Source organism: Veronia pacifica (assembly GCF_001707825.1).
In the GTDB taxonomy this organism is placed as follows: Bacteria; Pseudomonadota; Gammaproteobacteria; order Enterobacterales; family Vibrionaceae; genus Veronia; species Veronia pacifica.
This window is the reverse complement of sequence record NZ_LYBM01000064.1, coordinates 1-20,988: the sequence shown is the minus strand read 5'-3', so window position 1 is coordinate 20,988 and position 20,988 is coordinate 1. Positions and strand designations below refer to the sequence as shown.

Sequence of the window (20,988 nt, the reverse complement as noted above, 5' to 3'; positions counted from 1 at the left end):
ATACCGGTCAATCTGCTTTTTCGGATTCACACGGTACGCCCGGTTTCGATATCAACATCGCTGATCTGCATGAGATTGGCATTACTGGAAGAGGGGTTCATGTAGCCGTTGTCGATTCAGGCTTAGAACTCGGTCATGAAGACTTGGCTGACAATATTGTCCCGGGTATCTCCTATAATTTCTTAAATTCCAGCAATGACCCTTCGCCATCTCGCTATTCTGAGGACGGGGACCATGGCACCTCAGTGGCCGGGTTAATCGCTGCCAAAGCCAACAATAGTTTAGGTGGCAGGGGCGTATCGCCGGATGCACAACTTTTTGGTTTTAACTATGTAGGAACAGAGGAAAAGAACTTAACACCCTTTCTACGAACCCACGTCGGTGATCTTGTTAGCACTGCCAATATCATCAACCAGAGTTATGGATTCGAGACTCTATTTCTACTACCGCTGTCTGTGCTCAGATTTGAGCTGCAGGAGGCAGCTCTTGCATACCATTACGAAAACAATTCAGATCCTGCTTTGATGATCAAGTCTGCAGGTAATGGATTCAAACAGCTTGGATATAATATTCGTTCTCAAATACAACCAAGCGAACCGGAAGAACGACGTTTGCCGGCTCAAATAGCGAATTCAGACCCTGAAAACGCCAGCTTTTATAACACTGTTGTTTCGGCATTAAGTGCTGACGCCGACTCGCCACTGGCCTATTACTCAACGGTTGGATCGTCAGTGATGTTTTCTGCACCCGGCGGTGGCGATGGCAAGAAGCACCCTGCCATGATCACAACCGACATCTCTGGCTGTGGGGGAGGCTATTCCAGAGGATATTTCGATACGACTGGCGGGCTGACCCAAGAAATTCAGGATAAAACCGACTGCAATTATACCTCTCGCTTCAACGGTACATCCTCAGCAGCACCGGTCGCATCAGGAGTCGCAGCATTAGTCATGCAGGCCAACCCCAGTCTAACCTGGCGCGATGTGCGATATATTATGGCAACCACCGCAAAGCAGGTGGATGCTGCTTTTGAACCTGTTGTTCTGAGCAGAGACAGCAAGAAGTACGATGCTGAACCCGGTTGGACACTCAATAGCGCTGGGCACCGTTTCCATAACTGGTACGGCTTCGGAATGCTTGATGCAAAAGCGGCAGTAGAAAAGGCAAAAAGTAGCACTTACGACTTGTTACCCCCGCTTGAGATTACTGATTTCAAGCAAGCCACAGATTTAAAAGCAACCACCATTCCAGAAACCTTTGACGGCGTATCAAAGCAAGTCGTTATTTCCGGGAACCAAAAAATAGAAGCTGTTCAGCTAAAGCTTGATCTCAGCCATGGCAGGCCGAGTGACTTGGCGATTGAGATAATTTCGCCCACTGGTACACGCTCAGTGGTTGCCACCCCCAGGAACCTTCACTTTAGGTCTATTGGAGAAAAGTTTGAGGACTTACTTTTTTTAAGTCATGCATTTTTGGATGAGGAATCAGCAGGCGCCTGGACGGTGAAAGTGACGGATACTAAGAACGATTCATTGAAGCTTTATGGCTTACATAAGTCTAACGGCAAAACTAGCATAGGTGAGCACGCCATCGACAATAACAAAGTTCTTGGCACGTTGCATAATGTAGAACTTCGTATATACGGACACAGAGGCTAAGCAAATGAAAACAAGAAATATATTGATGAGTATGCTTGTCCTGTTGATGAGCACTAACCTTGTACATGCTGGAGAAATCGTCAGCGGTGGTCTCCATTATGAAGTAAACCAAGATATCCACTCCTATTCTTCAAAAGAATCAGGTTTTTATGCTGGTCAACAAGTTAAAAACCATACTCTTGACATTGAAGGTAAACTCTCTGGCAGTATCGTCCTAAAGTCTAATGATCATCACAGCCTCTCATTTACTGACTCAGATGCAGAGATAATAAAAATTGGCAAGGGTTTCTGGCTTTTATCCTACCCGCAAGAAACAGAACTCGGTCAAAAGGTTGAATGGCTGATGCATCAACCCGGCGTACTCAAGGCCGAGATCGAGGTGAGTACTAACCTTCTGAAACTTCAATAAACGAGTAAAGACCAGCATCTGGCCACGCTGGTCTTTTCCATCAGCTTTCTCCTCAGCCCTAAAAACATTCGTCATATAAGCAGACTAGAAATATTTCTTCCTTTTTTTCCAACCACAGATATACTGCCGCCGATCTGACCCGTTTGATGAAAAAGCACACAGACAACGACAAACAGCGAAAACGTCCTCATCTTCGTCTCGGGCTACCTCAGATACGTTATGCGTCGCTAAATTCAGGTGTATACCTTCGATTGAGTGCATGAAAATAGCGATGAACACAACAGACGGTATGTCGTTTGAAAAATTACAATTAAGTAGGAAAAATCTATGTCACACACCCTAGATCGGGAGGAAAATATGGCTTCTAGCCGTCGTATCAGTAGGGAAAAACTATCACTCAAGCTCTCCCTTGCTGGCACTGTAGTCATGGCACTGAGCGGTCTTATTGTAGGCAAATTGGTAAATTCACAGGCTATTATGCTTGATGGTATTTTCTCTTTTCTCAGCATGGGTATGACAGGGTTATCTCTTTATACCGCTCACCTTATTTCACAACCTGAGGATGAACAGTTCCAGTTTGGTTATTCACACCTCGAACCACTGATTAGTGTGATCAATGGTATTGTCATACTGGTTATTTGTGGTTTTGCTTTTTATACAGGCATCACCTCTCTCTTTAATGAGGGGCATCAGGTCGAACTTGGCGCGGCACTCGGTTATGCCCTATTTTCTACTTTGCTTTGCTTCAGTATTTTCTTTGCTGAACGTTACATTTCCAAAGAAGTACAATCTGAGCTGGTACGTGTTGATTCCCAAGAATGGCTGGTCGACGGTATTTTAAGCGGCACTATCCTCATTGGATTTATGTTGGTTGCTTTGCTGAGTTGGCTGGGTTTTAGTGATTGGAATCGATATGTGGACCCTATATTGGTTTCTTCCCTTGCACTGGTCGCTGCCATGCTTCCAATTAGCGTACTGCGCAAAAACCTGAAAGAGGTGTTGTTAATTACACCTAATAATAAAGTGAAGCACGGTGTAGATAGCACATTGAAGAAAATTGCTGAGCATCACCAGTTTAGTGATTACAGCAGTCACTTCGTTAAAAGTGGACGCCGATATGACTTAGAGATCAATATACTTATTGATAACCCTGAACAGTGGCCTCTTGAGCGTCAGGACCAGATAAGGGAAGTCATCGATAACACCATAGTGCGACGATTGGGTAATACCTGGCTATCAGTCAGCTTTACCGCCAAAAGTAAGTGGCTATGATTAGACTGTGCGGCTACATCTGTAGTCGCAATAGATTTCGTTTTATCTCTAAAAGAACTATTTCATTACTCTTTATATTGCATATAAAATATTATTCTCTCAAATGTCTGATGAGTAACAAAGCCACTATTTATTAATAATGCATATCAATGCTAAATATCGAGTTAAAAATAACACTCATACAATATAAATAATCATGCATATGATTTAACTATATTTTTCATATTGTGAGATCATCAAGTCTTTTTTAATACACCTCGTTAGTTTTTATATCCTTGGTTTTTACTTCATGTGACTTTTCTGTGTTAAAAATGAAAATGAATATTTAAAAATCTTTATGCTACCTCTCACACACTCACCTCTTTTTAATCTGTATCAGATTAGATATTGCCCCCATAGAAAAATAATACTTATCAAAAAAATATAAAAATAGAGAATTAAGTCTAATCAATAATTTACTCACATATAAGATTAGTTAAATATACAACTAGATTAATAATCTAAATTAGACTTTACTTCAAATTAAACTTGCAAAAAATCATAAATAGTATCGAAGCAGATACTAATCTCTTTTTTTATTCATATATAACATTAAAAAAACAGATTGTTTTTAACAGAAAAGTTATTTGTTTTTTATTTTTCAAAGTTTATTGTTTATTCCAACTCAGGTTTCCCGATGATTAAATTAATAAGTAAAAATTAATCTTTTATTTTAATTTAAATTTGAAAATAAAATTTATCATTTATTAATTTATTGGGGGTTTGAGTGTAGAGAAGTGTCAACTTAAATTAAAAGGAGATATAAAATGAAAGTTGTTATGACAATGAAAGAAGCAGATGAAATACATGGCGGTGCCGCAGCGACAATGAGCATAATGACAGCCATTGGTATTGCAACAGCTGTCTTCGGTCTCACTGGCGCTGCATTCTCTGCCGCTGCTGCACTGGTTGGTCTAGTCACTGCAGGCATTGGTCTCTATCAGGCTATTAATAGCGTTTTTGGAGATCAAGCCTCGGAAGCTAAGAAGTTTATTTAATTTGTTATAATAACCAGTGCTTAATACCCTTCCCTAAAAAAATAATTAGATGTTAGCTATGGTGTTTTCCTTTGCTTAATTAAATATATTCACAGCTAATAATTATTTAAAGAGGATGGGGATAATCATTTTTATAGAGAAAGGAATTAAAATGAAAATTGAAATGACTCATCAAGAAAGTGACGAAATACTCGGTGGGCATAGCCTTGAAGATGCTCTCACTATCCTCAACGCTCTTGGTCCATTTTTCAGTGCGGCTGGGGAATTTGCATCTGCTCTTGGTGCTGTTGGCAGCGCAATTTCTGATCTAATTAGCGCCTTCCCTTCTCGATAACATGGGAAATAAATAGGTAGAGGAAACACTCCTCTACTTATTTTTCCTCCTTACAAACGAAGCATTGTTTTCTCATCATGCATCGTTTCATACCAAGAAAAAGCTGAAAACCCGCCAATAATGAGGCGAGCGTTATTATCATTGCTCAAAGGGAGAATTGTCCATGGGCTATGGAAAAATGAAAGTTGTCTTGCAATCAGAAAATGCTGAGTGCGGAAATGCCTGCTTAGTAATGATTGCAAACCAATATGGAATCGATATACATCTTCCACAGCTTAGAAAACTCAACCCTACTTCAATCGATGCGGGTATATCCATCAGACAGATAGCTGAAACAGCGCAACTGATAGGATTACACACCTCAGCCGTTAAATATGAACCCGCACATCCAGAAGAACTGGATTTACCTTGTATTTTACACTGGGGAGGAAACCACTTCGTTGTGGTTGAAGCCGTCTCTCAACAAAAAATAGGTATTATCGATCCGGCTTTGGGCCGAAGGCAGTATAGCCGGGAACAGTTTGAGGATATGGCAACGGGCTTCGCGCTGGAGTTGATACCCAACCTTAGCAAACAGGTTCACCCCTCAGATCTTATTGATAATGACAAGCATAAAGGCGTCAACTTTGCAGATATAAGAAAGATGATGCCGGGTTTTAAAAACAGTTTGTCGCTGATTCTTTTCGTGACTTTTTGTACCGCAATCATCTCTCTTTTTTCGCCACTGTATGTCCAAAAGGTTGTTGATGAAGCAATTAGCAAGGGCAATATTGATCTCCTTTTCGTGCTATCAACAATCTTTGCTGCCATATTTTTCCATGAAATGATCTTCAGTTACGTGACAGAGCTGGCCAAGAACAGCCTCAAGTTTAGGTTGGGCGAGAAATTAGGAATCGGTATCTTCTCTAAGCTGGTTTATCTTCCCATTGATTATTTTAAACGCCGACGAACGGGAGACTGTCTGGCAAGAATAAAATCATCAGAAGTGGTCGCCGGATTTCTGGTGGATGGCGTTCTCGCTATTATCACTGCCAGTATCATCATTGCGTTGACAATCAGTGTGATGTTTTACTTCAACCCCATGCTTGCCATGCTTTCATTGGGAATAATGGCGTTATTTGGCTCAGCAAAGTTCGCATTCAAAAGTCGGGTGATCGAAGCTGAAAAGCTGGCCGTCAATGAGGCTGCGAAAGCAGACTCAATCGCTATCGATACCATTAAGTCAGTCAAAACTGTCAAGGCTTTCTCCAACGAAAACAGCAAAAAAAATCAATGGGGCAGTCAATATGCCACATCTATTGCGGCTGCACTGAAACGCCAGAAACTCAATATTGTTTTGGGCTCTCTCAGCAAACTGTTTCTATCCAGCGAGTTGATCTTAATTGTGACCGTCGGCGGCTTGCAGGTCATAGACGGTGAAATGAGCCTCGGCACCCTCTTCGCATTCATCATGTACAAAAATATTTTTACGGAACAGGTGATCATTTTAATTGAGTCTTTAATTCTCAAAAACTCCATTGAAGTTCATTTAGAACGGGTGAATGACATAATCAGCGAGTCATCAGAAATAGAGAACGCATCAGAAAAACCAACCAAACTGGTCACACAATCAAAATCCGGGAAAAAGAAAGTGCGCTTGCTGGCTGACGCACCTCAACCTGGGCTCAAGATTAGCGCAGAAGCACTGACGTTTTCGCCCCTTGGCTCTGAACGAAAAATATTGGAAGACATCAATCTTCAGATCAGATCCTGTGAGAAGGTGTGTATTGTGGGTAAAACAGGATCCGGAAAAACAACGCTAACCAATATTATTTCCGGGCTACACAAACAGTCATCAGGTCAGTTAATGATTAATGATATCGATACTGACACAGTCACCTTGATCAACCAACGAGCCTGTTTTTCCACCCTGTCTCAAGATGATTATATCTTTGCTGGCACACTCGAAGAAAACATCGCTCTTACCAGCTACGACATTGACTACCCCTTATTAGAACACGTTTGCAAACTCTCACTGATTTATGACGATATTCAAGAAATGACCTGCGGATATAAAACGATGTTGACCGAAAATTCGGGATTTCTCTCTGCAGGGCAGAAGCAGCGTGTTTTGATTGCACGGGCCTTATATAAAAATCCTCAATGCCTGATTCTTGACGAGTTCACCTCAAACCTTGATATCAAAACGTCTCAAAAACTGGTGAATAACATTATCAACAATGTTCATAGCACCCTGATTGTGATCACTCATGATACGTCAATCATTGATCGATTTGATTCAACCTATTTGATCCGCAACGGTCGCCTCAGAAAACTTAAGCAGCAGGAGGCGAATCATGAGTCAGCATTCACTCAAAGCCGCGTCAGCTAAACGACAGCAATGGACCGAATTTGGCGTTCGCTTTTGGTTGGCCCTATTTAGATTGATGCCAAACGCTCTACTGAGCTGTCTTTACACCTTCTTTTGGCTACTAAGGAGGTCAGGAAAGAGGCACACCGAAGTATTTTGCCAGAATGTTGCCGCCATCATGCCAGATCTACAGGCTGACCTACCCGAGAAGAGCATAGCCTTTTCTCGTGACCAGTATCAGGTAGAAAAAAGTCGTCGCTTGCTTCCATTTTGCCGCTTTAACACCGTAAGGAAGATGCTGGCAGCAACAGACATTACTAATGAATCCACTTGGCTGGCAGATAAATTCCATACTCAGTTTATCTTTATCCATTCATTCGGGTGCCTTCAAAGTACCTTACTTACGCTAGTCAACAAATTGCCTGACAACAAAACAGCGGTCATTGTCCTTGATGTTTACAGCCGTCATTACGTCAGCCCCACCATTTTATCGGGTCTTTTGCGCACTCTCCGACCAACGGGGAACGATATCGTCCTGCGCAATGACGACCCATCGCTCATGAGCAAATTGGGTGAATGGACCAAATCAGACACCAATAGTGTTGTATTTATTCCTACCACTCTCTGTATCGCCAACGAAAAGTGCGATTACGTGAATCTCTTCTCCAGACAAGTCGTTGCCTCAAGAAGCATAGAATCATTAATTAATCAAACACAAGATACTCCTGGTGTGTTTACAGTGACGTCCAATATGTCCTTGTTTGAGAATCAACGACGTGAGCTCACCGTGACAGAAATCGCCATACCCAAGGTGGCCAGCGAAGAGTTCTGCACTGCGTATTCTTGGAACAACGAAGTTTTTGCTGACTTACAGGAAGCCGTCGTTGCCAACATTACCCGCTGGCACCTGTGGCGTGATATTGAGTCTCTTTATGGCCGTAAACAACATGGAGCTGCTGAGAAGGAAATGAAAAGTAACTTTGAATCTTTCATCACTGGGCGTGTAGAAACACCTCCCACCCTGCGCCTATTTTGCTACGGCATATTATCGATTTTTGTCGCAGCCACTTTAGTCTTGTTCAACGTTGACTACGCGGCAAGCGACACAGCGGTGGGCTACCTACTGAGCAATGATGAAAAAGCTGAGGTTAAAATCGCCAATACAGGTCAAGTGATAGATCTACGTGTTAAAGAAGGCGACATTGTCCAAAAAGGAGACGTCATTTTTAGTATCAAAGTGTCTGGCGCGATCAATCGTGAGTCTCCACTTGGTGAAACGGTCACTGCACAGTTGAATCAGGATATAAAGACGCTCGAACGCAACATGGATTACATCAGGCTTGAACATCAACAAAACCGAAAACTGGTGACGACAGATATTGAGTCAAAAGAGCGCCAAATTGAGAACATTGAACATATCATCAACAAACAGCAGCAGCATATCAGTCTGTTCAGAAAGCAGGTTATGCGGCAACACGATCTGTATGAGAAAAAAATGACATCGCAGACGATCTATGAAGGCGAGCAACTCAAAATGATCAACGCCGAGAAGGAACTGGCGAATTATAAGTTCAGGAAGAACAGTATGCTGACCGACATAAACCGGCTCAGAAACCAACTTAAAAAAAGTGAGTTCAAACTTAAACTCATGCTGAATAACGAAGAGATGAAAGTATCCGGCATTCGAAAAAAACTCGCAGAGCTTAATCAAAAACGCACAGTGACAGTCAAGGCAGAGCGTTCTGGAATTGTTAATAATCTAAAGGTTTCACTGGGCGACACTGTGGTTGTCGATGGCAGAGCTATCATGGAGATCACTCCACTTGAGCGAGAAGACCAAGTCCGCCATGCAGTACTGTTTATTCCCACCAGCTTCCTCAATAATACCGCCATCGGTCAGAACGTGAGAGTCATCGTTGACGCGTTTCCCATAGAGGAATTTGGCAGTTTCCACGGCAAGATCGTCAAGATGTCATCGTCGAGCTACCAACATAGTGACTTCGTCGTCGATCTTCCCCGTGGCTCACTATATTACAAGGCCAACATTGAAATTTATACTGAGCATGGCAAGGATACCCTTCCCAAGGCGGGCTTCAAAAATGGAATGCTGATCAGTGCTGATATTCTTCAGCCAGAAATTTCTCTTTTCGAATGGCTGTTCGAGCCTTTCTTTAAGGCATTCAGCAGAATGTTCTGAGGTATTGTGATAGGAAATCGCATGAGGGAGAGGGATACTTATTTTTAGATGTCTTCCCGCTTCTCCCCCAGCGCTCTGCTCTCAATGCAGACGAGATAAAAAAGCGTTATATGCAAAAAGCCCGCGCTCTTTTTCAAGATTACGCGGGCTTTTCAATGTGGCGGAGAGATAGGGATTTGAACCCTAGATACGCTATTAACGTATGCCGGTTTTCAAGACCGGTGCTTTCAACCACTCAGCCATCTCTCCGTAAGTGCGGCGAATAATAATCATGGATTTGGCAGCTGTAAAGAGAAATTTGATATAAAGAAGTTCAAACGAACAGTAAGCAGTCAACCTGCTCTAAATGCACTCTATTTGTTATGAAACTACTGTTCTTTTCTTTCTTTGAAGCTTTTATTTTGTATGGTTTTTTTCCTCAATACTTCTAAATATAAGCATTTGACACCACTTGCCATCAAATCTCGTTTCCCATACATGTCTAATACGGTGAAAACAGCATAATACCGTCTCTGTTGTGACGACGACATTTTCTAATAAGCGATTTGTCGACAAACCGAAATTCTCTCCCTGATGCCCGGTCTGAGTCTACACTGATAAAAAACACCTTTCTTATTGATAGGTTAAACGTTAGCGCGCTAATTCGGAGAATTGGTAGCTGAGCAAACAAGCATTGCCCGGATTGCCTGTAGTATCGCCTGATATTTCGCACGCCGTCATGAAAACCGGATGTGAGACAAAAGCAATGAAAACATCAGATCTTTTTGTAAAAGCACTGGAAAATGAGGGTGTTGAATATATATACGGTATTCCCGGTGAAGAAAACCTGGATTTCCTCGATTCTCTGAAGGACTCTCCCATAAAACTCATCCTTACCCGCCACGAGCAGGCAGCAGGTTTTATGGCTGCCACATACGGACGTCTTACGGGCAAACCAGGAGTATGCCTCTCCACACTTGGGCCAGGTGCAACCAACTTTGTCACCGCTGCAGCCTATGCGCAGCTCGGTGCTATGCCCATGATCATGCTCGGCGGCCAAAAGCCAATCAGAAAAAGTAAACAGGGTCGCTTCCAGATCGTTGATGTTGTTAATTTGATGAAACCGATAACCAAGTACTCAGAGCAAATAGTGGACGGTAACAATGTACCCGCTATGGTGAGGGAATCATTTCGTGAATGTATGGAAGAGCGTCCCGGCGCTGGCTATCTAGAGCTACCAGAGGATATCGCAGCAGAAGAGTCTAAAGCAGAGATCTTTGATGTAGTGAACAGCCGACGTCCTCAAGCGGATGAGAAGTCTCTGATGCAAGCTGCTGAGATGGTAAAGAAGGCAAAAATGCCTCTATTACTCATCGGAGCGGGTGCAAACCGGAAACGTGCAAGTGCCGCTCTGACTGAGTTTATTGATAAAACGGGTATCTATTTCTTTAACACGCAAATGGGAAAAGGTGTTGTTGATGAAAGGCACGAGAGATTTATCGGTACAGCAGCATTATCAAGCCATGATTTCCTTCACTGCGCCATCGAAAAAGCAGACCTGATCATTAATGTTGGCCATGACGTGATCGAAAAACCTCCTTTCTTTATGGAGCGAGATGGGACTAAGGTCATTCATGTTAACTTTTTCGGTGCACGAACCGATGAAGTGTACTTTCCACAGGTCAACGTTGTTGGTGATATTTCTGCATCAGTGGAACGACTGACAGACAAAGTCGGTGAGCTGTCGCAGGATATGAGCTACTTCGCCCGTGTTAAGCAATACGTGACGGAAAAAACAACCAAGTACTTTGAAGACCGCCGCTTCCCCATGCTGCCACAACGACTGGTAAAAGTGTTGCGTGACAACCTAGGCGATGAAGATATTGTCACACTCGACAATGGGGTCTATAAAATCTGGTTTGCGCGTAACTATCTCTGCCACACCAACAATACCCTGTTACTCGATAACGCCTTAGCCACCATGGGAGCAGGCCTACCCTCTGCCATGACAGCAAAACAACTGTATCCCAACAAAAAAGTTGTCTCAGTCAACGGTGACGGTGGCTTTCTGATGAACTCTCAGGAACTCGAAACCGCTGTCAGAATGGGACTCGATATGGTGGTTATCATTCTTAACGACAGCGCCTATGGAATGATCAAGTGGAAGCAGGAAGGACAGGGACTGGCTAACTGGGGCCTGGATTTTGATAACCCTGATCTGGTCAAGTACGCTAACAGTTTTGGTGCTATCGGTCATCGCCCAGACAGTCATGATGAGTTTCAGTCTATCCTCAAGCATGCGCTGAACACCAAAGGGGTTCACCTCATCGACCTACCCGTTGATTATTCATTAAACCACTCGATCCTCAACGTTCTCATCAAAGAGAGTAAAGATATCAGCTAGTCAGGATAAGGAGACTTTCTATGCCTGAGCTTCAGGTTTTTCGCCCATTTGACGGTGGGCTGATCAAAACTATTCCGACTCAGAATGAGGAAGACGTTGATGCGGCTATCGGTCGCGCACACGCCCTTTTTCTCGACCGCGATGCCTGGCTACCCGCACATCAGCGCATTGCCATTCTTGAAAAGACAGCAGAGATCATGTCCTCTCAGGTTGAGGCTCTGACGAAGCTTGCCGCTGAAGAGGGCGGTAAGCCTTACATGGACTCAAAAGTGGAGGTCATGAGGGCGATAAATGGCGTCAAGTTAGCCATTGAACACATACCGCAGATCAAGGGCGAACAAATCCCTATGGGACAGACCGCGTCTTCAGCCAACCGCCTGGCATTTACCCAGCGCGAACCCATAGGCGTTGTTTCGTCAATCAGTGCTTTCAATCACCCGTTAAACCTTATCATACACCAAACGGTGCCAGCCATTGCTGTCGGTTGCCCTGTGGTGATTAAGCCCGCTACCACCACTCCTCTCTCCTGTCTGAGGTTTGTTGAGATACTGAAAGAAGCGGGTTTACCGGACGGATGGTGTCAGGCATTGGTATGTGATAACACCGCGGCCAGCAAGCTTGTCAGTGACGAACGGGTAAATTTCCTTTCCTTTATTGGCTCTGCCAAAGTTGGCTGGATGCTGCGTTCATTACTTGCACCCGGAACACGGTGCGCTCTTGAACATGGAGGAGCCGCTCCTGTCATTGTTGATGGAAGCGCAGATCTCGATGCCGTAGTGTCTGACGTGACGAAAGGCGGGTTTTATCATGCAGGTCAGGTTTGCGTCTCTGTTCAGCGTGTCTATGTTCATCATTCTGTTTGCGATGAGGTCGCACAGAGAATCAGTGAAGCAGCTAAATTACTCAAAGTCGGTGATCCATTGGATCCGGACACCGAAGTTGGCCCACTGATATTACCTCAAGAAGTAAACCGCGTATCAGCATGGGTTGAAGAAGCCAAGTCTGAAGGCGCAAAAGTACTGTGCGGTGGTGAGAAAGTGTCTGACCATTGCTATGCACCCACTGTGCTGCTCAACCCGCCGGAAAATGCTCGTGTCAGTCAGCAGGAAATATTCGGTCCCGTGGTCTGTATATATCCTTTCACTGACAAAGACGCGGCAATTGCAAAAGCTAATAGTCTGCCTTTTGCTTTTCAGGCAGCGGTTTACACCCAACAGCTGGAAGACGCCCTGTACACAAGCAGCAGGCTCAACGCGACGGCTGTTATGATTAATGATCATACTGCCTTCCGGGTGGACTGGATGCCATTCGGCGGACGCGACGCGTCTGGTATGGGTCTTGGTGGTATTCAATATTCAATGCATGATATGACTCGGGATAAAATGATGGTCTTTAAGAGTCCGTCTCTTTAAAAAGCTGCGTTCCTAGAAGCCGCTGTCCAAAGCGGCTTTTTTATTTGTACTACTCCTATCAAAGTCTTGAACTCACTCGCAAACCCTTGCATCTATTGATAAAACAATGTACTAAGTAACAAAAATGAAACAATGCAGTGAAATCCTTGCCAACTGGTCAGTCCAGTAAAATAATAATGATTCAAGGAAGCAGTATATGGGTATTTCACGACGCCACTTTATTCAGTCGGTTTCAGGCGGTATTGCCGCCACAACACTGACAGGGTGTTTTTCCTCAGATAAACAAGCAGAGATCGCTTTTGAACACGGTGTTGCCAGCGGCGACCCAACTCAGACAGCTGTGATCCTCTGGACGCGAGTGACGACAGCAGCCAATCAGGTCACAGTGCATTGGGAAGTAGCGACAGATAAATCGTTCAGTTCAATTAGCCAGCAAGGACAAATCATCACAGACGGCTCACGCGATTTCACCGTTAAAGTGGATGCCGATAAACTCGCCCCAGGCACCCGCTATTTCTATCGTTTTCTATGCAACGGACGCTATAGCCCAGTAGGACAAACGAAAACCCTCTCTGAGGGAGATATTGATGCCGCCTCCCTGGCCGTCGTTTCATGCTCAAACTACCCCGCTGGCTATTTCAATGTTTACCGGGAAATTGTTAATCAGCATCAAAATACGCCTTTCGATGCTGTGCTGCACCTTGGTGATTATATCTATGAATATGGCTCTGCTGGTTATGCAACAGAAGATGCCGAAGCCATGGGTCGCTTGCCAAGTAAAGGGAAAGAGTGTCTATCGCTGGATGATTATCGAAAACGCTATGGTCAGTATCGTTCCGATCCCGATCTCCAAGCCCTTCACGCATCGATACCCATGATTGCTGTTTGGGATGACCACGAGCTTGCCAATGATGCATGGAAAGAAGGTGCGGAAAACCACGATCCCTCAGAAGGCGAATTTGCAGTTCGACGAGCAGCCGCCGCAGCCGCATGGGTTGAGTGGTTGCCAGTCAGGGAGAATACTGACTCGAACATGCTGATCTACCGTGACTTCAATTTCGGCAATTTGATCGACCTATACATGCTGGATACACGGGTTATTGGCAGAGACAAACCACTGGAATATCCGGCCTCTGGTGATGCAGCAGAAGTAGAAAAAGTGATTCGGGAGTCCTATTCACCCAACAGGCAACTTCTCGGCGACTCACAAAAACAGTGGCTCACTGAGAGACTCGCATCCAATGATGCAAAGTGGAGTGTACTTGGTCAGCAGGTCCTGATGACAAAAATGAACCTGCCCCAAAATGTGTTAATGGCAATCTTTGCCCTGCTAAATGCCCCCGCCGAGCAAAAAGCAGATGCAATGAGTGCAGTGGCAGCCGCTATTCAGGCATATCTGCAGCTTGAGGATAAAGAGAGCGTCCCTCATCTGCCCTATAATCTGGACGCATGGGATGGATACTACAGCGACCGCGAGTGGCTTTTCGCGCAATTTGAGAAAAATAACAAGTCATTGATCAGTCTGGCAGGCGACACGCATAACGCATGGTCAGGGGAACTGAAGTCTCAGGCAAATAATGACATTGGCGTCGAGTTTGCGACCAGTTCAGTAAGCTCCCCGGGGCTGGAGAAGTATTTAGCGATTGATGAAAGCGCTTTAAAAGAGTTTGAATTCACTCTTCCTCTGCTTATAAAAGACCTCACATATACTGATTTGTCGCAACGCGGTTTTATGGCTATCCATGCCTCGCACCAGCAGCTCACGGCACGTTGGCACTTCGTTTCAACTGTGAAGTCAAAGGACTACTCAGTATCCACCAAATCGGTATCGACTTTAGACGGCTTGAAGGTGCTCTCTGCATAGTTAATAACGGGTAATATGAGGGACGTCAGCAACTTGACGTCCTCTTTACCACCTCGGCTAAAACCAACATTAATCAAAATTTCGGACACTGATATTTAAATTTTCTCCGTCGCCCAGACAAACAATGCTAGCATTATTCAAACAAGTGTTTAACAAGGAGAAAACAACTGTGACTGATGCTCTCAAAGACTATCCTATCGTCACTGAAATTCCTGTCGCATGGGGAGAAATGGATGCCCTTAACCATGTGAATAACGTGGTGTACTTCCGATATTTCGAAACCGCACGCATTGACTACTTTGATCGAATCGCCATGATGGAGGAGATCCCAAAAACCAAAGTTGGCCCGGTCCTCGGTGAGACTAGCTGTAAATATTTTCGCCCGGTTACCTATCCGGATACCCTTCTTATCGGGTCACGAATCGTTGATTTAGGTGATGACAGGTTTGAGATGGAGTATGCTGTTTTCAGTAAACAGCAGCAAAAACTGACCACCAAAGGCTGGGCAAAAGTCGTGATGTTCGACTTCGCCAACAATTGCAAAGCCCAGCTCTCTGATTCGATAAAGGCTGCAATAGAAGAAATCGAAGGTCAATAGGCCAGAAAGATTGCAGGTCGAGAGATCTGCTTTTCTAGCCGCGAAACAAATTGAGAGTTTTCTCTCAACTCCTTCCACAACATAGCGTTGCCTATCATTTTCCCCTTACTATAAATCTGATTTTCATCATGCAATGGGTATAAAAAATGAGTCAGAACCAAGCGATAGCTATGCTGGATGCGTTAAAGGGAGCATTAAAATCAAAAGGGCTCACTTACAAAGAACTGGCGACCCGTTGTGAGCTTTCAGAAGTAACAATCAAACGCTTGCTAAACAGACCTCATATCAGTCTCGACCAACTCATTCAGCTATGCAGCGCAGCGGAGACGTCTCTGTCGGAGCTTCTTTGGCTGAGTGAAAATAACCTCTCCCTGCTCTCATCGTCTATGACCGAAGAACAACTTACCTCGCAACTTGAAAAACCGGCACTACTAGAAATCTATGGCGCTATTATCAGTGGTAAAAGGAGCATAAAAACGCTTGCAGAGCACTTTTCTATCAACCTGCCATCTGCCTACCTTTATGCACGGGAACTCGAGAAGACAAAGTTTATCTCTCTTACCGGTAACGATATTGAGCTCGTCTATCCATTGAGCACCGAGATTGACCCAGAGGGAAAACATGAACTCGTCAATTTATACCAACAAAGATTTCTGGCTGATCTGAAATCCAAATTGGACACTTTAATAGAACGTGGAAAGCCAGAAGAGGATGACTTCTTCTTTTTGGGCATGACCATGTTAACTGAGACGGAGAACAAGAAATACGTTGACGACTTGAGGGAACTAAACGAAAAATTTAGCAAATTGACGATGGAACATATCCGTAATCCCTCACAAGACATAAAAATCTACCGACGCACAATGGCTGTCTATGAAGCAGACACACCTCTTTTTCCTGTAGAAGATATTGTTGATGAGGTGTGAGTTCAAAAAAAGAAAAGTAACGATCGGCACTTGCTGCGATCACAGCCCGCTAGGACTTTCATTTCCAGTACTCATCTAATCAAAAAATGAGAGTGTTCAAAGAGAACACCTGCCACACCCTTATACTGACTTGGAGTGATCTAACCCCCGCACCATACATCAAATAATCAGCCATGCTTCATGTGAAACGCACTCAATTCCTCAGAATGACACCTTTAAGTATCTGAATCAGATACAACCTTGGTACTGAAACAGATACTCAACAACCTGATTATTGAAGTAAAAAATCATAAAAAACATACTCATAAATAAATGAAGTATGGAGAACAACACATGTCAGGGAAAGGTAAAGAGACCCAAAAGGGGCTAGGTCGAGATTTTTGGTGGTACCGCGGCGGCGAGTTTTTGTCAGACCTGGGGACATCAGCGCAAACATTAGCTGTCGCCTGGTGGGTTTTAGACATGACAGGTTCTGCAGCAAGCATGGCCACTGTACTGGTACCGACCATGTTGGCAAATATCATTTTTTCACCATTGTTGGCCCCTCTCGGCGATAGATATTCACGAAGAGCCATTATGCTGTGGGCAAACGCCGGAAAAATCGTGACAGTGGCAGCGATGGCGAGCCTATTTTTTACCGACAATATGACAATCCCCTTATTGATATCCTTGAGTGTTATCGCCAGCATTTTCGCAAGTATGTTCAATGCTGGAAGCGAACCTATCGTCTCAAACCTTGTCGAGCCTGAGCAGTTTCAACGAGCTAACCAAAGTGTTCAGGCGCTTGACGCTATTACTTTGTTATTGGGTGGTGTATTTGGTGCCACTATGGTAGCTACGCTCGGGATTAAAGGTGCAGTGCTGGTGAATTTAGTCTCTTTTCTGGCATCTGTACTGGGCCTTTCACTCATTAGAAAAAATACAAAACCCAAACGAGAAGACCAAGGCCAGTTGACAGTAAAAAAATGGCGGGAAGATATTTATCAGGGTTTCAGAGCAATGATAAAGATACGAATTGTGTTATCCATGGTGTTATGTGCTGTTTTGATCAACATGGCGATAAACCCTATTTTTGCCCTCATGCCTTATCTGGTGAAGGAAGTTTTGGGTCTTACGCCTTACCATGTTGGAATACTAGAAGCTGCCATCGCTGTCGGCGCATTACTTGCCTCCGTCTCTCTCTCGCTGATCACCAAAAATGTTGCCAATAATCGCATTGTTATTGGCAGTCTGTGTTTAGCTATAGCTAGTTTGGTCGTGGTGATGAGTCTTCAGTCATACTGGCTACTGGTCGTTGGCTTTGGTGTGACTATTATGGCCGCGACCTGGAATAATATACTGATGCAAACTCAGCTTACCCTCGCGATTCCAGATCATTTTAGAAGCCGTATTTTATCGGCGATGGGAATGGTAGCCAGCGCAGCCATCCCTCTGGGTGTTTCCGCAACGGGTTTTCTGATCGATATTTTTGGTCCGTGGTCTGTGTTTCTTGCCTGCAGTGGTGTCGCGGCGCTGACATTACCCGTCTACGCGCTGGTGCCTAATATGACGGCCTTTCTTAATACCCCCGCCGAAGAGATCGGTGACTGGGTAAAAGAAACCTATCCGGATGCATTCGATGAACCACCAGCAAAGCGTGCCCATCAAACGATTCACCAGATAAGCTGACACAGAATTAAAAAGAGAATGTCTCCGAAGTCCGTTCGCATCTTTTATCACGAGGCAAAGGGAAAAAAGTATATCTGGTGGGTAATGTTCAATCTGAAGATAGCAAAAAGCCGCTAACAGATGCAGCGGCTTTTTTAATGTGGCGGAGAGATAGGGATTTGAACCCTAGATACGCTATTAACGTATGCCGGTTTTCAAGACCGGTGCTTTCAACCACTCAGCCATCTCTCCGTAAGTGCGGAGAATATTAATATCAGAACGGTATGCTGTAAAGAGATAATGAGCCAATTTAAATTCAAACGGCTGAAATAAAAACACTTCGCTCATAAAAATATCAAAATAAGCCAGAATGATTTCTCGTTTGGCGTTTTGAAAAAAATTCGAGCAAGTTCAAGAAAACAATACCGCTAAAAAACAACGGTATTTCAATGAAAAATTTCAGATATGACTCTCAGCACACAAGTTTAGTCTGCACCACTTCACAAAAGCACTTCAGATTGGTAAAAGGAGGGCAAATGGACGAAAAACAAATTTACATATCAATGGGAGCATCATGCAACTAGAGGCCTTTCTGACTAAACTCGAATCGATACCGGACATTGTTGAGTTTGAAGAAGTGATCACATTGATCGATAAGCTTTACGAATTCTCTCCTGCTCGTTTTACCAATGGCAAGCTCATCAATAAAGCCGGACAGAATACAGGTTCATGCAAGATCCTCGCTTTTGGCAAGCTCCATAACCTGACCGAAGAACAAACACTGGCGTGTTTTGGCAAATTTTATCGCGAAGATGTGCTTGGCAATCCATCAGGTAGCGACCACCAAAATATCCGAAACTTCATCTCGACTGGATGGGAAGGCATTCACTTTGAAAAGCTGCCTCTTACCATCAAAAAGTTGACGACAGAAGCTTAATATTTAACGACCTCTTATACAAAAAAGCTGAGTTCACTACTCAGCTTTTTTCGTTGCTTTGCCAATAGATTTTTTGGTTTTATCTTACTCGGGGCAGGAAGTTCTCAGCCAACATACAACGAACACTACCACCACCAATCGATTCGATGGTTGAAACATCGAAAGGCAGCAAGGTGCCATGAGCCGATAGTTTTGTCTTTTGCTCGTCTGTAAAAGCGTCAAAAGCGGACTGAGACATAGCAATAAATCGCTCACCATGTTGGTTTTGCAACTGGAGGATATTACCGCAAAAAGAGGCCATCTGAGATTCAGTGATTGTCACGACCTCTTTGGTTGATGACAAAGAATCCAACACTCTTCGTCTCTCAAATCTATCGATAATGTCATCACATATGACCGCAAACGTCTCACCAACAGACATCATCACATTGGTATGGTAAACAGGGCTCCCAGAAGACAGATGAGTGTCAAACGCTATAACCTTGTACCCCGTTTTCGCTGCCCAATGACTTAATAACCCTTGGTCACAACGAGCTGAAATGGCCGCATAAACCACGCGGTTGACATGATCCATAACCATAACACCAGTGCTTTCAAGAAACGTGTCAGGATTGGAAAGCTCAACAAGCTCATCGTAGTTTATGACATCGTAGCCATGCTGATTAAGCACCTGCTTGAGAGGTTCTTGGCGAACTTCACGGCGACGATTCTCGCACGCCATTGGGTATAGCGTGATCTCTCCATTCGGAGAGGTGCTGAACCAGTTATTAGGGAAAACAGCATCAGGGGTGCTTTGTTCTTCGGGCTGATAGTTCATAACAACAACATCAATGCCATGCTCAGATAAGCAATTAACCATGGCATTAAATTCAGAGGTCGCACGCGTTCGCACCTGATCGCCGGGTATTGAAGGCTTATTCTGAAATTCGTTATCTGCGCTGGCTTCGGTGTTGAATGCAAAATCAACAGGGGGGACCATAATCACAGATTGAGCCGTATGTGGGCGGAAGTGCAGAGGGTGATGCCTACCTTGGCTAAACTGAACAACCATTTTTGCTCCAACAACTTATAGAGAACTTATCGTTATTGTAGCTATGACACCATTAAGTATTTACCTAAAAATCATGACGGTTTTAGGTTATAACAGTAATATTAATTAAAAATTTCACTCACTCTAGGTAAAGTACCTAGTTAAATCTCAATATGGGCAGTGGATATACCAAACTAGCTCGGCGAGAGTAAATCTGGATTTAGGCCATTACCGCGCTTATGCTCATCAATCACTATTTCGCTACGGGTCTGAATAATACCCGGCAACTGAGCCAGCTTTACTGACATGAAATGTTGATATTGCTTGATGTTTCGTACCCTGACTTTAATCATGGTGTCGAAATCACCAGACAGTGAATAACACTCTTCAATTTCTGGCATCAGCTCTGCCGCTAGAGCAAATTTTTCAAAAATCGAAAAGTTAGTTTGGTCCAAACGGATATGAATAAATACAATCACTTCATACCCCAGTTTCTCAGCGGACAGCTCCGCACGATAACCTGAAATATATCCTTCTCTCTCTAATCGCTTCACACGCTCAGAACAGGGAGTGGTGGTGAGGTTGACCCTTTTTGCCAGCTCAACCACAGGTAAACGACCATTATCCTGAAGGATACGTAAAATTTCGATATCTGTTTTATCCAGTGAATTCTGAGGCGTATTCATAGGCGATCCCTGACAAAATTAGTCCGTTTGTTTCTTCCTATTTTATATAAATAAATACGAATTGCGTTATAGACAGGACGAATATTGAATCAGAGCGGGACTTTATTGCGTTTTATCTTTGAAGAGAAAATTGAGAAAGTGATGGAGGCGCGTCCCGGAGTCGAACCGAGGTCCACGGATTTGCAATCCGCTGCATAGCCACTCTGCCAACGCGCCATGAGAGAAATAGAAAAGGATGGAGGCGCGTC

General features: G+C 44.0%; 16 protein-coding genes and 3 tRNA genes. 14 read left to right on the top strand and 5 right to left on the bottom strand.

Annotation, left to right across the window (positions count from 1 at the left end; translation table 11 throughout):
• The 7 genes from A8L45_RS21825 to A8L45_RS21795 form a co-directional block, all read left to right on the top strand.
• Positions 1 to 1,658 (top strand): S8 family serine peptidase (locus tag A8L45_RS21825; protein ID WP_068905471.1); only part of this gene is annotated, 1,658 nt, incomplete at its 5' end.
• A 4-nt stretch (positions 1,659 to 1,662) separates the two neighbouring features.
• Positions 1,663 to 2,067 (top strand): hypothetical protein, encoded by a 405-nt coding sequence (locus A8L45_RS21820; RefSeq protein ID WP_068905470.1) that lies wholly within the window; start codon positions 1,663 to 1,665, stop codon positions 2,065 to 2,067.
• Positions 2,068 to 2,394: 327 nt separating this feature from the next.
• Complete coding sequence (locus A8L45_RS21815) at positions 2,395 to 3,339, top strand: cation diffusion facilitator family transporter (protein WP_245680796.1); 945 nt, start codon at positions 2,395 to 2,397, stop codon at positions 3,337 to 3,339.
• Between the two features lie 806 nt (positions 3,340 to 4,145).
• A complete protein-coding gene (locus tag A8L45_RS21810; protein ID WP_068905468.1) occupies positions 4,146 to 4,376 on the top strand; it encodes a hypothetical protein in 231 nt (76 codons plus the stop codon).
• A 151-nt stretch (positions 4,377 to 4,527) separates the two neighbouring features.
• On the top strand, positions 4,528 to 4,710 hold the full coding sequence (locus A8L45_RS21805) for a hypothetical protein (RefSeq protein WP_068905467.1): 183 nt from the start codon (positions 4,528 to 4,530) through the stop codon (positions 4,708 to 4,710).
• Between the two features lie 163 nt (positions 4,711 to 4,873).
• Complete coding sequence (locus A8L45_RS21800) at positions 4,874 to 7,081, top strand: peptidase domain-containing ABC transporter (RefSeq protein ID WP_068905466.1); 2,208 nt, start codon at positions 4,874 to 4,876, stop codon at positions 7,079 to 7,081.
• Positions 7,047 to 9,257, top strand: a complete 2,211-nt coding sequence (locus A8L45_RS21795) for an HlyD family secretion protein (RefSeq protein ID WP_068905465.1) — start codon at positions 7,047 to 7,049, stop codon at positions 9,255 to 9,257. Before A8L45_RS21800 ends, A8L45_RS21795 begins: the two co-directional genes overlap by 35 nt.
• Before the next feature lie 158 nt (positions 9,258 to 9,415).
• On the opposite strand, the gene A8L45_RS21790 is transcribed toward A8L45_RS21795, so the two are convergent.
• Positions 9,416 to 9,506 (bottom strand) — tRNA-Ser (locus A8L45_RS21790).
• 469 nt (positions 9,507 to 9,975) lie between these two features.
• Between A8L45_RS21790 and A8L45_RS21785 the strand changes: the two genes are divergently transcribed.
• The 6 genes from A8L45_RS21785 (at position 9,976) to A8L45_RS21760 (ending at position 18,108) form a co-directional block, all read left to right on the top strand.
• Entirely contained in the window at positions 9,976 to 11,640 is a 1,665-nt protein-coding gene (locus A8L45_RS21785; RefSeq protein ID WP_245680795.1) for an acetolactate synthase large subunit, read from the top strand.
• Between the two features lie 20 nt (positions 11,641 to 11,660).
• Positions 11,661 to 13,052, top strand: a complete 1,392-nt coding sequence (locus A8L45_RS21780; RefSeq protein ID WP_068905463.1) for an aldehyde dehydrogenase family protein — start codon at positions 11,661 to 11,663, stop codon at positions 13,050 to 13,052.
• A gap of 196 nt (positions 13,053 to 13,248) precedes the next feature.
• Positions 13,249 to 14,916 carry an alkaline phosphatase D family protein gene (locus tag A8L45_RS21775; RefSeq protein WP_068905462.1) on the top strand — a complete coding sequence of 556 codons (1,668 nt, stop codon included), beginning with the start codon at positions 13,249 to 13,251 and terminating at the stop codon, positions 14,914 to 14,916.
• Positions 14,917 to 15,085: 169 nt separating this feature from the next.
• Positions 15,086 to 15,514, top strand: a complete 429-nt coding sequence (locus tag A8L45_RS21770) for an acyl-CoA thioesterase (RefSeq protein WP_139122450.1) — start codon at positions 15,086 to 15,088, stop codon at positions 15,512 to 15,514.
• 146 nt (positions 15,515 to 15,660) lie between these two features.
• Positions 15,661 to 16,440 carry a helix-turn-helix domain-containing protein gene (locus A8L45_RS21765; protein WP_068905460.1) on the top strand — a complete coding sequence of 260 codons (780 nt, stop codon included), beginning with the start codon at positions 15,661 to 15,663 and terminating at the stop codon, positions 16,438 to 16,440.
• 333 nt (positions 16,441 to 16,773) lie between these two features.
• A complete protein-coding gene (locus A8L45_RS21760; protein ID WP_068905459.1) occupies positions 16,774 to 18,108 on the top strand; it encodes an MFS transporter in 1,335 nt (444 codons plus the stop codon).
• Between the two features lie 140 nt (positions 18,109 to 18,248).
• On the opposite strand, the gene A8L45_RS21755 is transcribed toward A8L45_RS21760, so the two are convergent.
• Positions 18,249 to 18,339: transfer RNA gene (locus tag A8L45_RS21755), tRNA-Ser, on the bottom strand.
• 322 nt (positions 18,340 to 18,661) lie between these two features.
• Here A8L45_RS21755 and A8L45_RS21750 point away from each other — a divergent pair.
• Positions 18,662 to 19,024, top strand: a complete 363-nt coding sequence (locus tag A8L45_RS21750; protein ID WP_068905458.1) for a HopJ type III effector protein — start codon at positions 18,662 to 18,664, stop codon at positions 19,022 to 19,024.
• Between the two features lie 79 nt (positions 19,025 to 19,103).
• Here A8L45_RS21750 and ctlX read toward each other — a convergent pair whose 3' ends face one another.
• From ctlX to A8L45_RS21735, 3 genes are all read right to left on the bottom strand, one after another.
• Complete coding sequence (ctlX, locus tag A8L45_RS21745) at positions 19,104 to 20,075, bottom strand: citrulline utilization hydrolase CtlX (protein ID WP_068905457.1); 972 nt, start codon at positions 20,073 to 20,075, stop codon at positions 19,104 to 19,106.
• Positions 20,076 to 20,248: 173 nt separating this feature from the next.
• Complete coding sequence (locus A8L45_RS21740) at positions 20,249 to 20,740, bottom strand: Lrp/AsnC family transcriptional regulator (protein ID WP_068905456.1); 492 nt, start codon at positions 20,738 to 20,740, stop codon at positions 20,249 to 20,251.
• 142 nt (positions 20,741 to 20,882) lie between these two features.
• Positions 20,883 to 20,956: transfer RNA gene (locus A8L45_RS21735), tRNA-Cys, on the bottom strand.
• Positions 20,957 to 20,988: the final 32 nt, after the last annotated feature.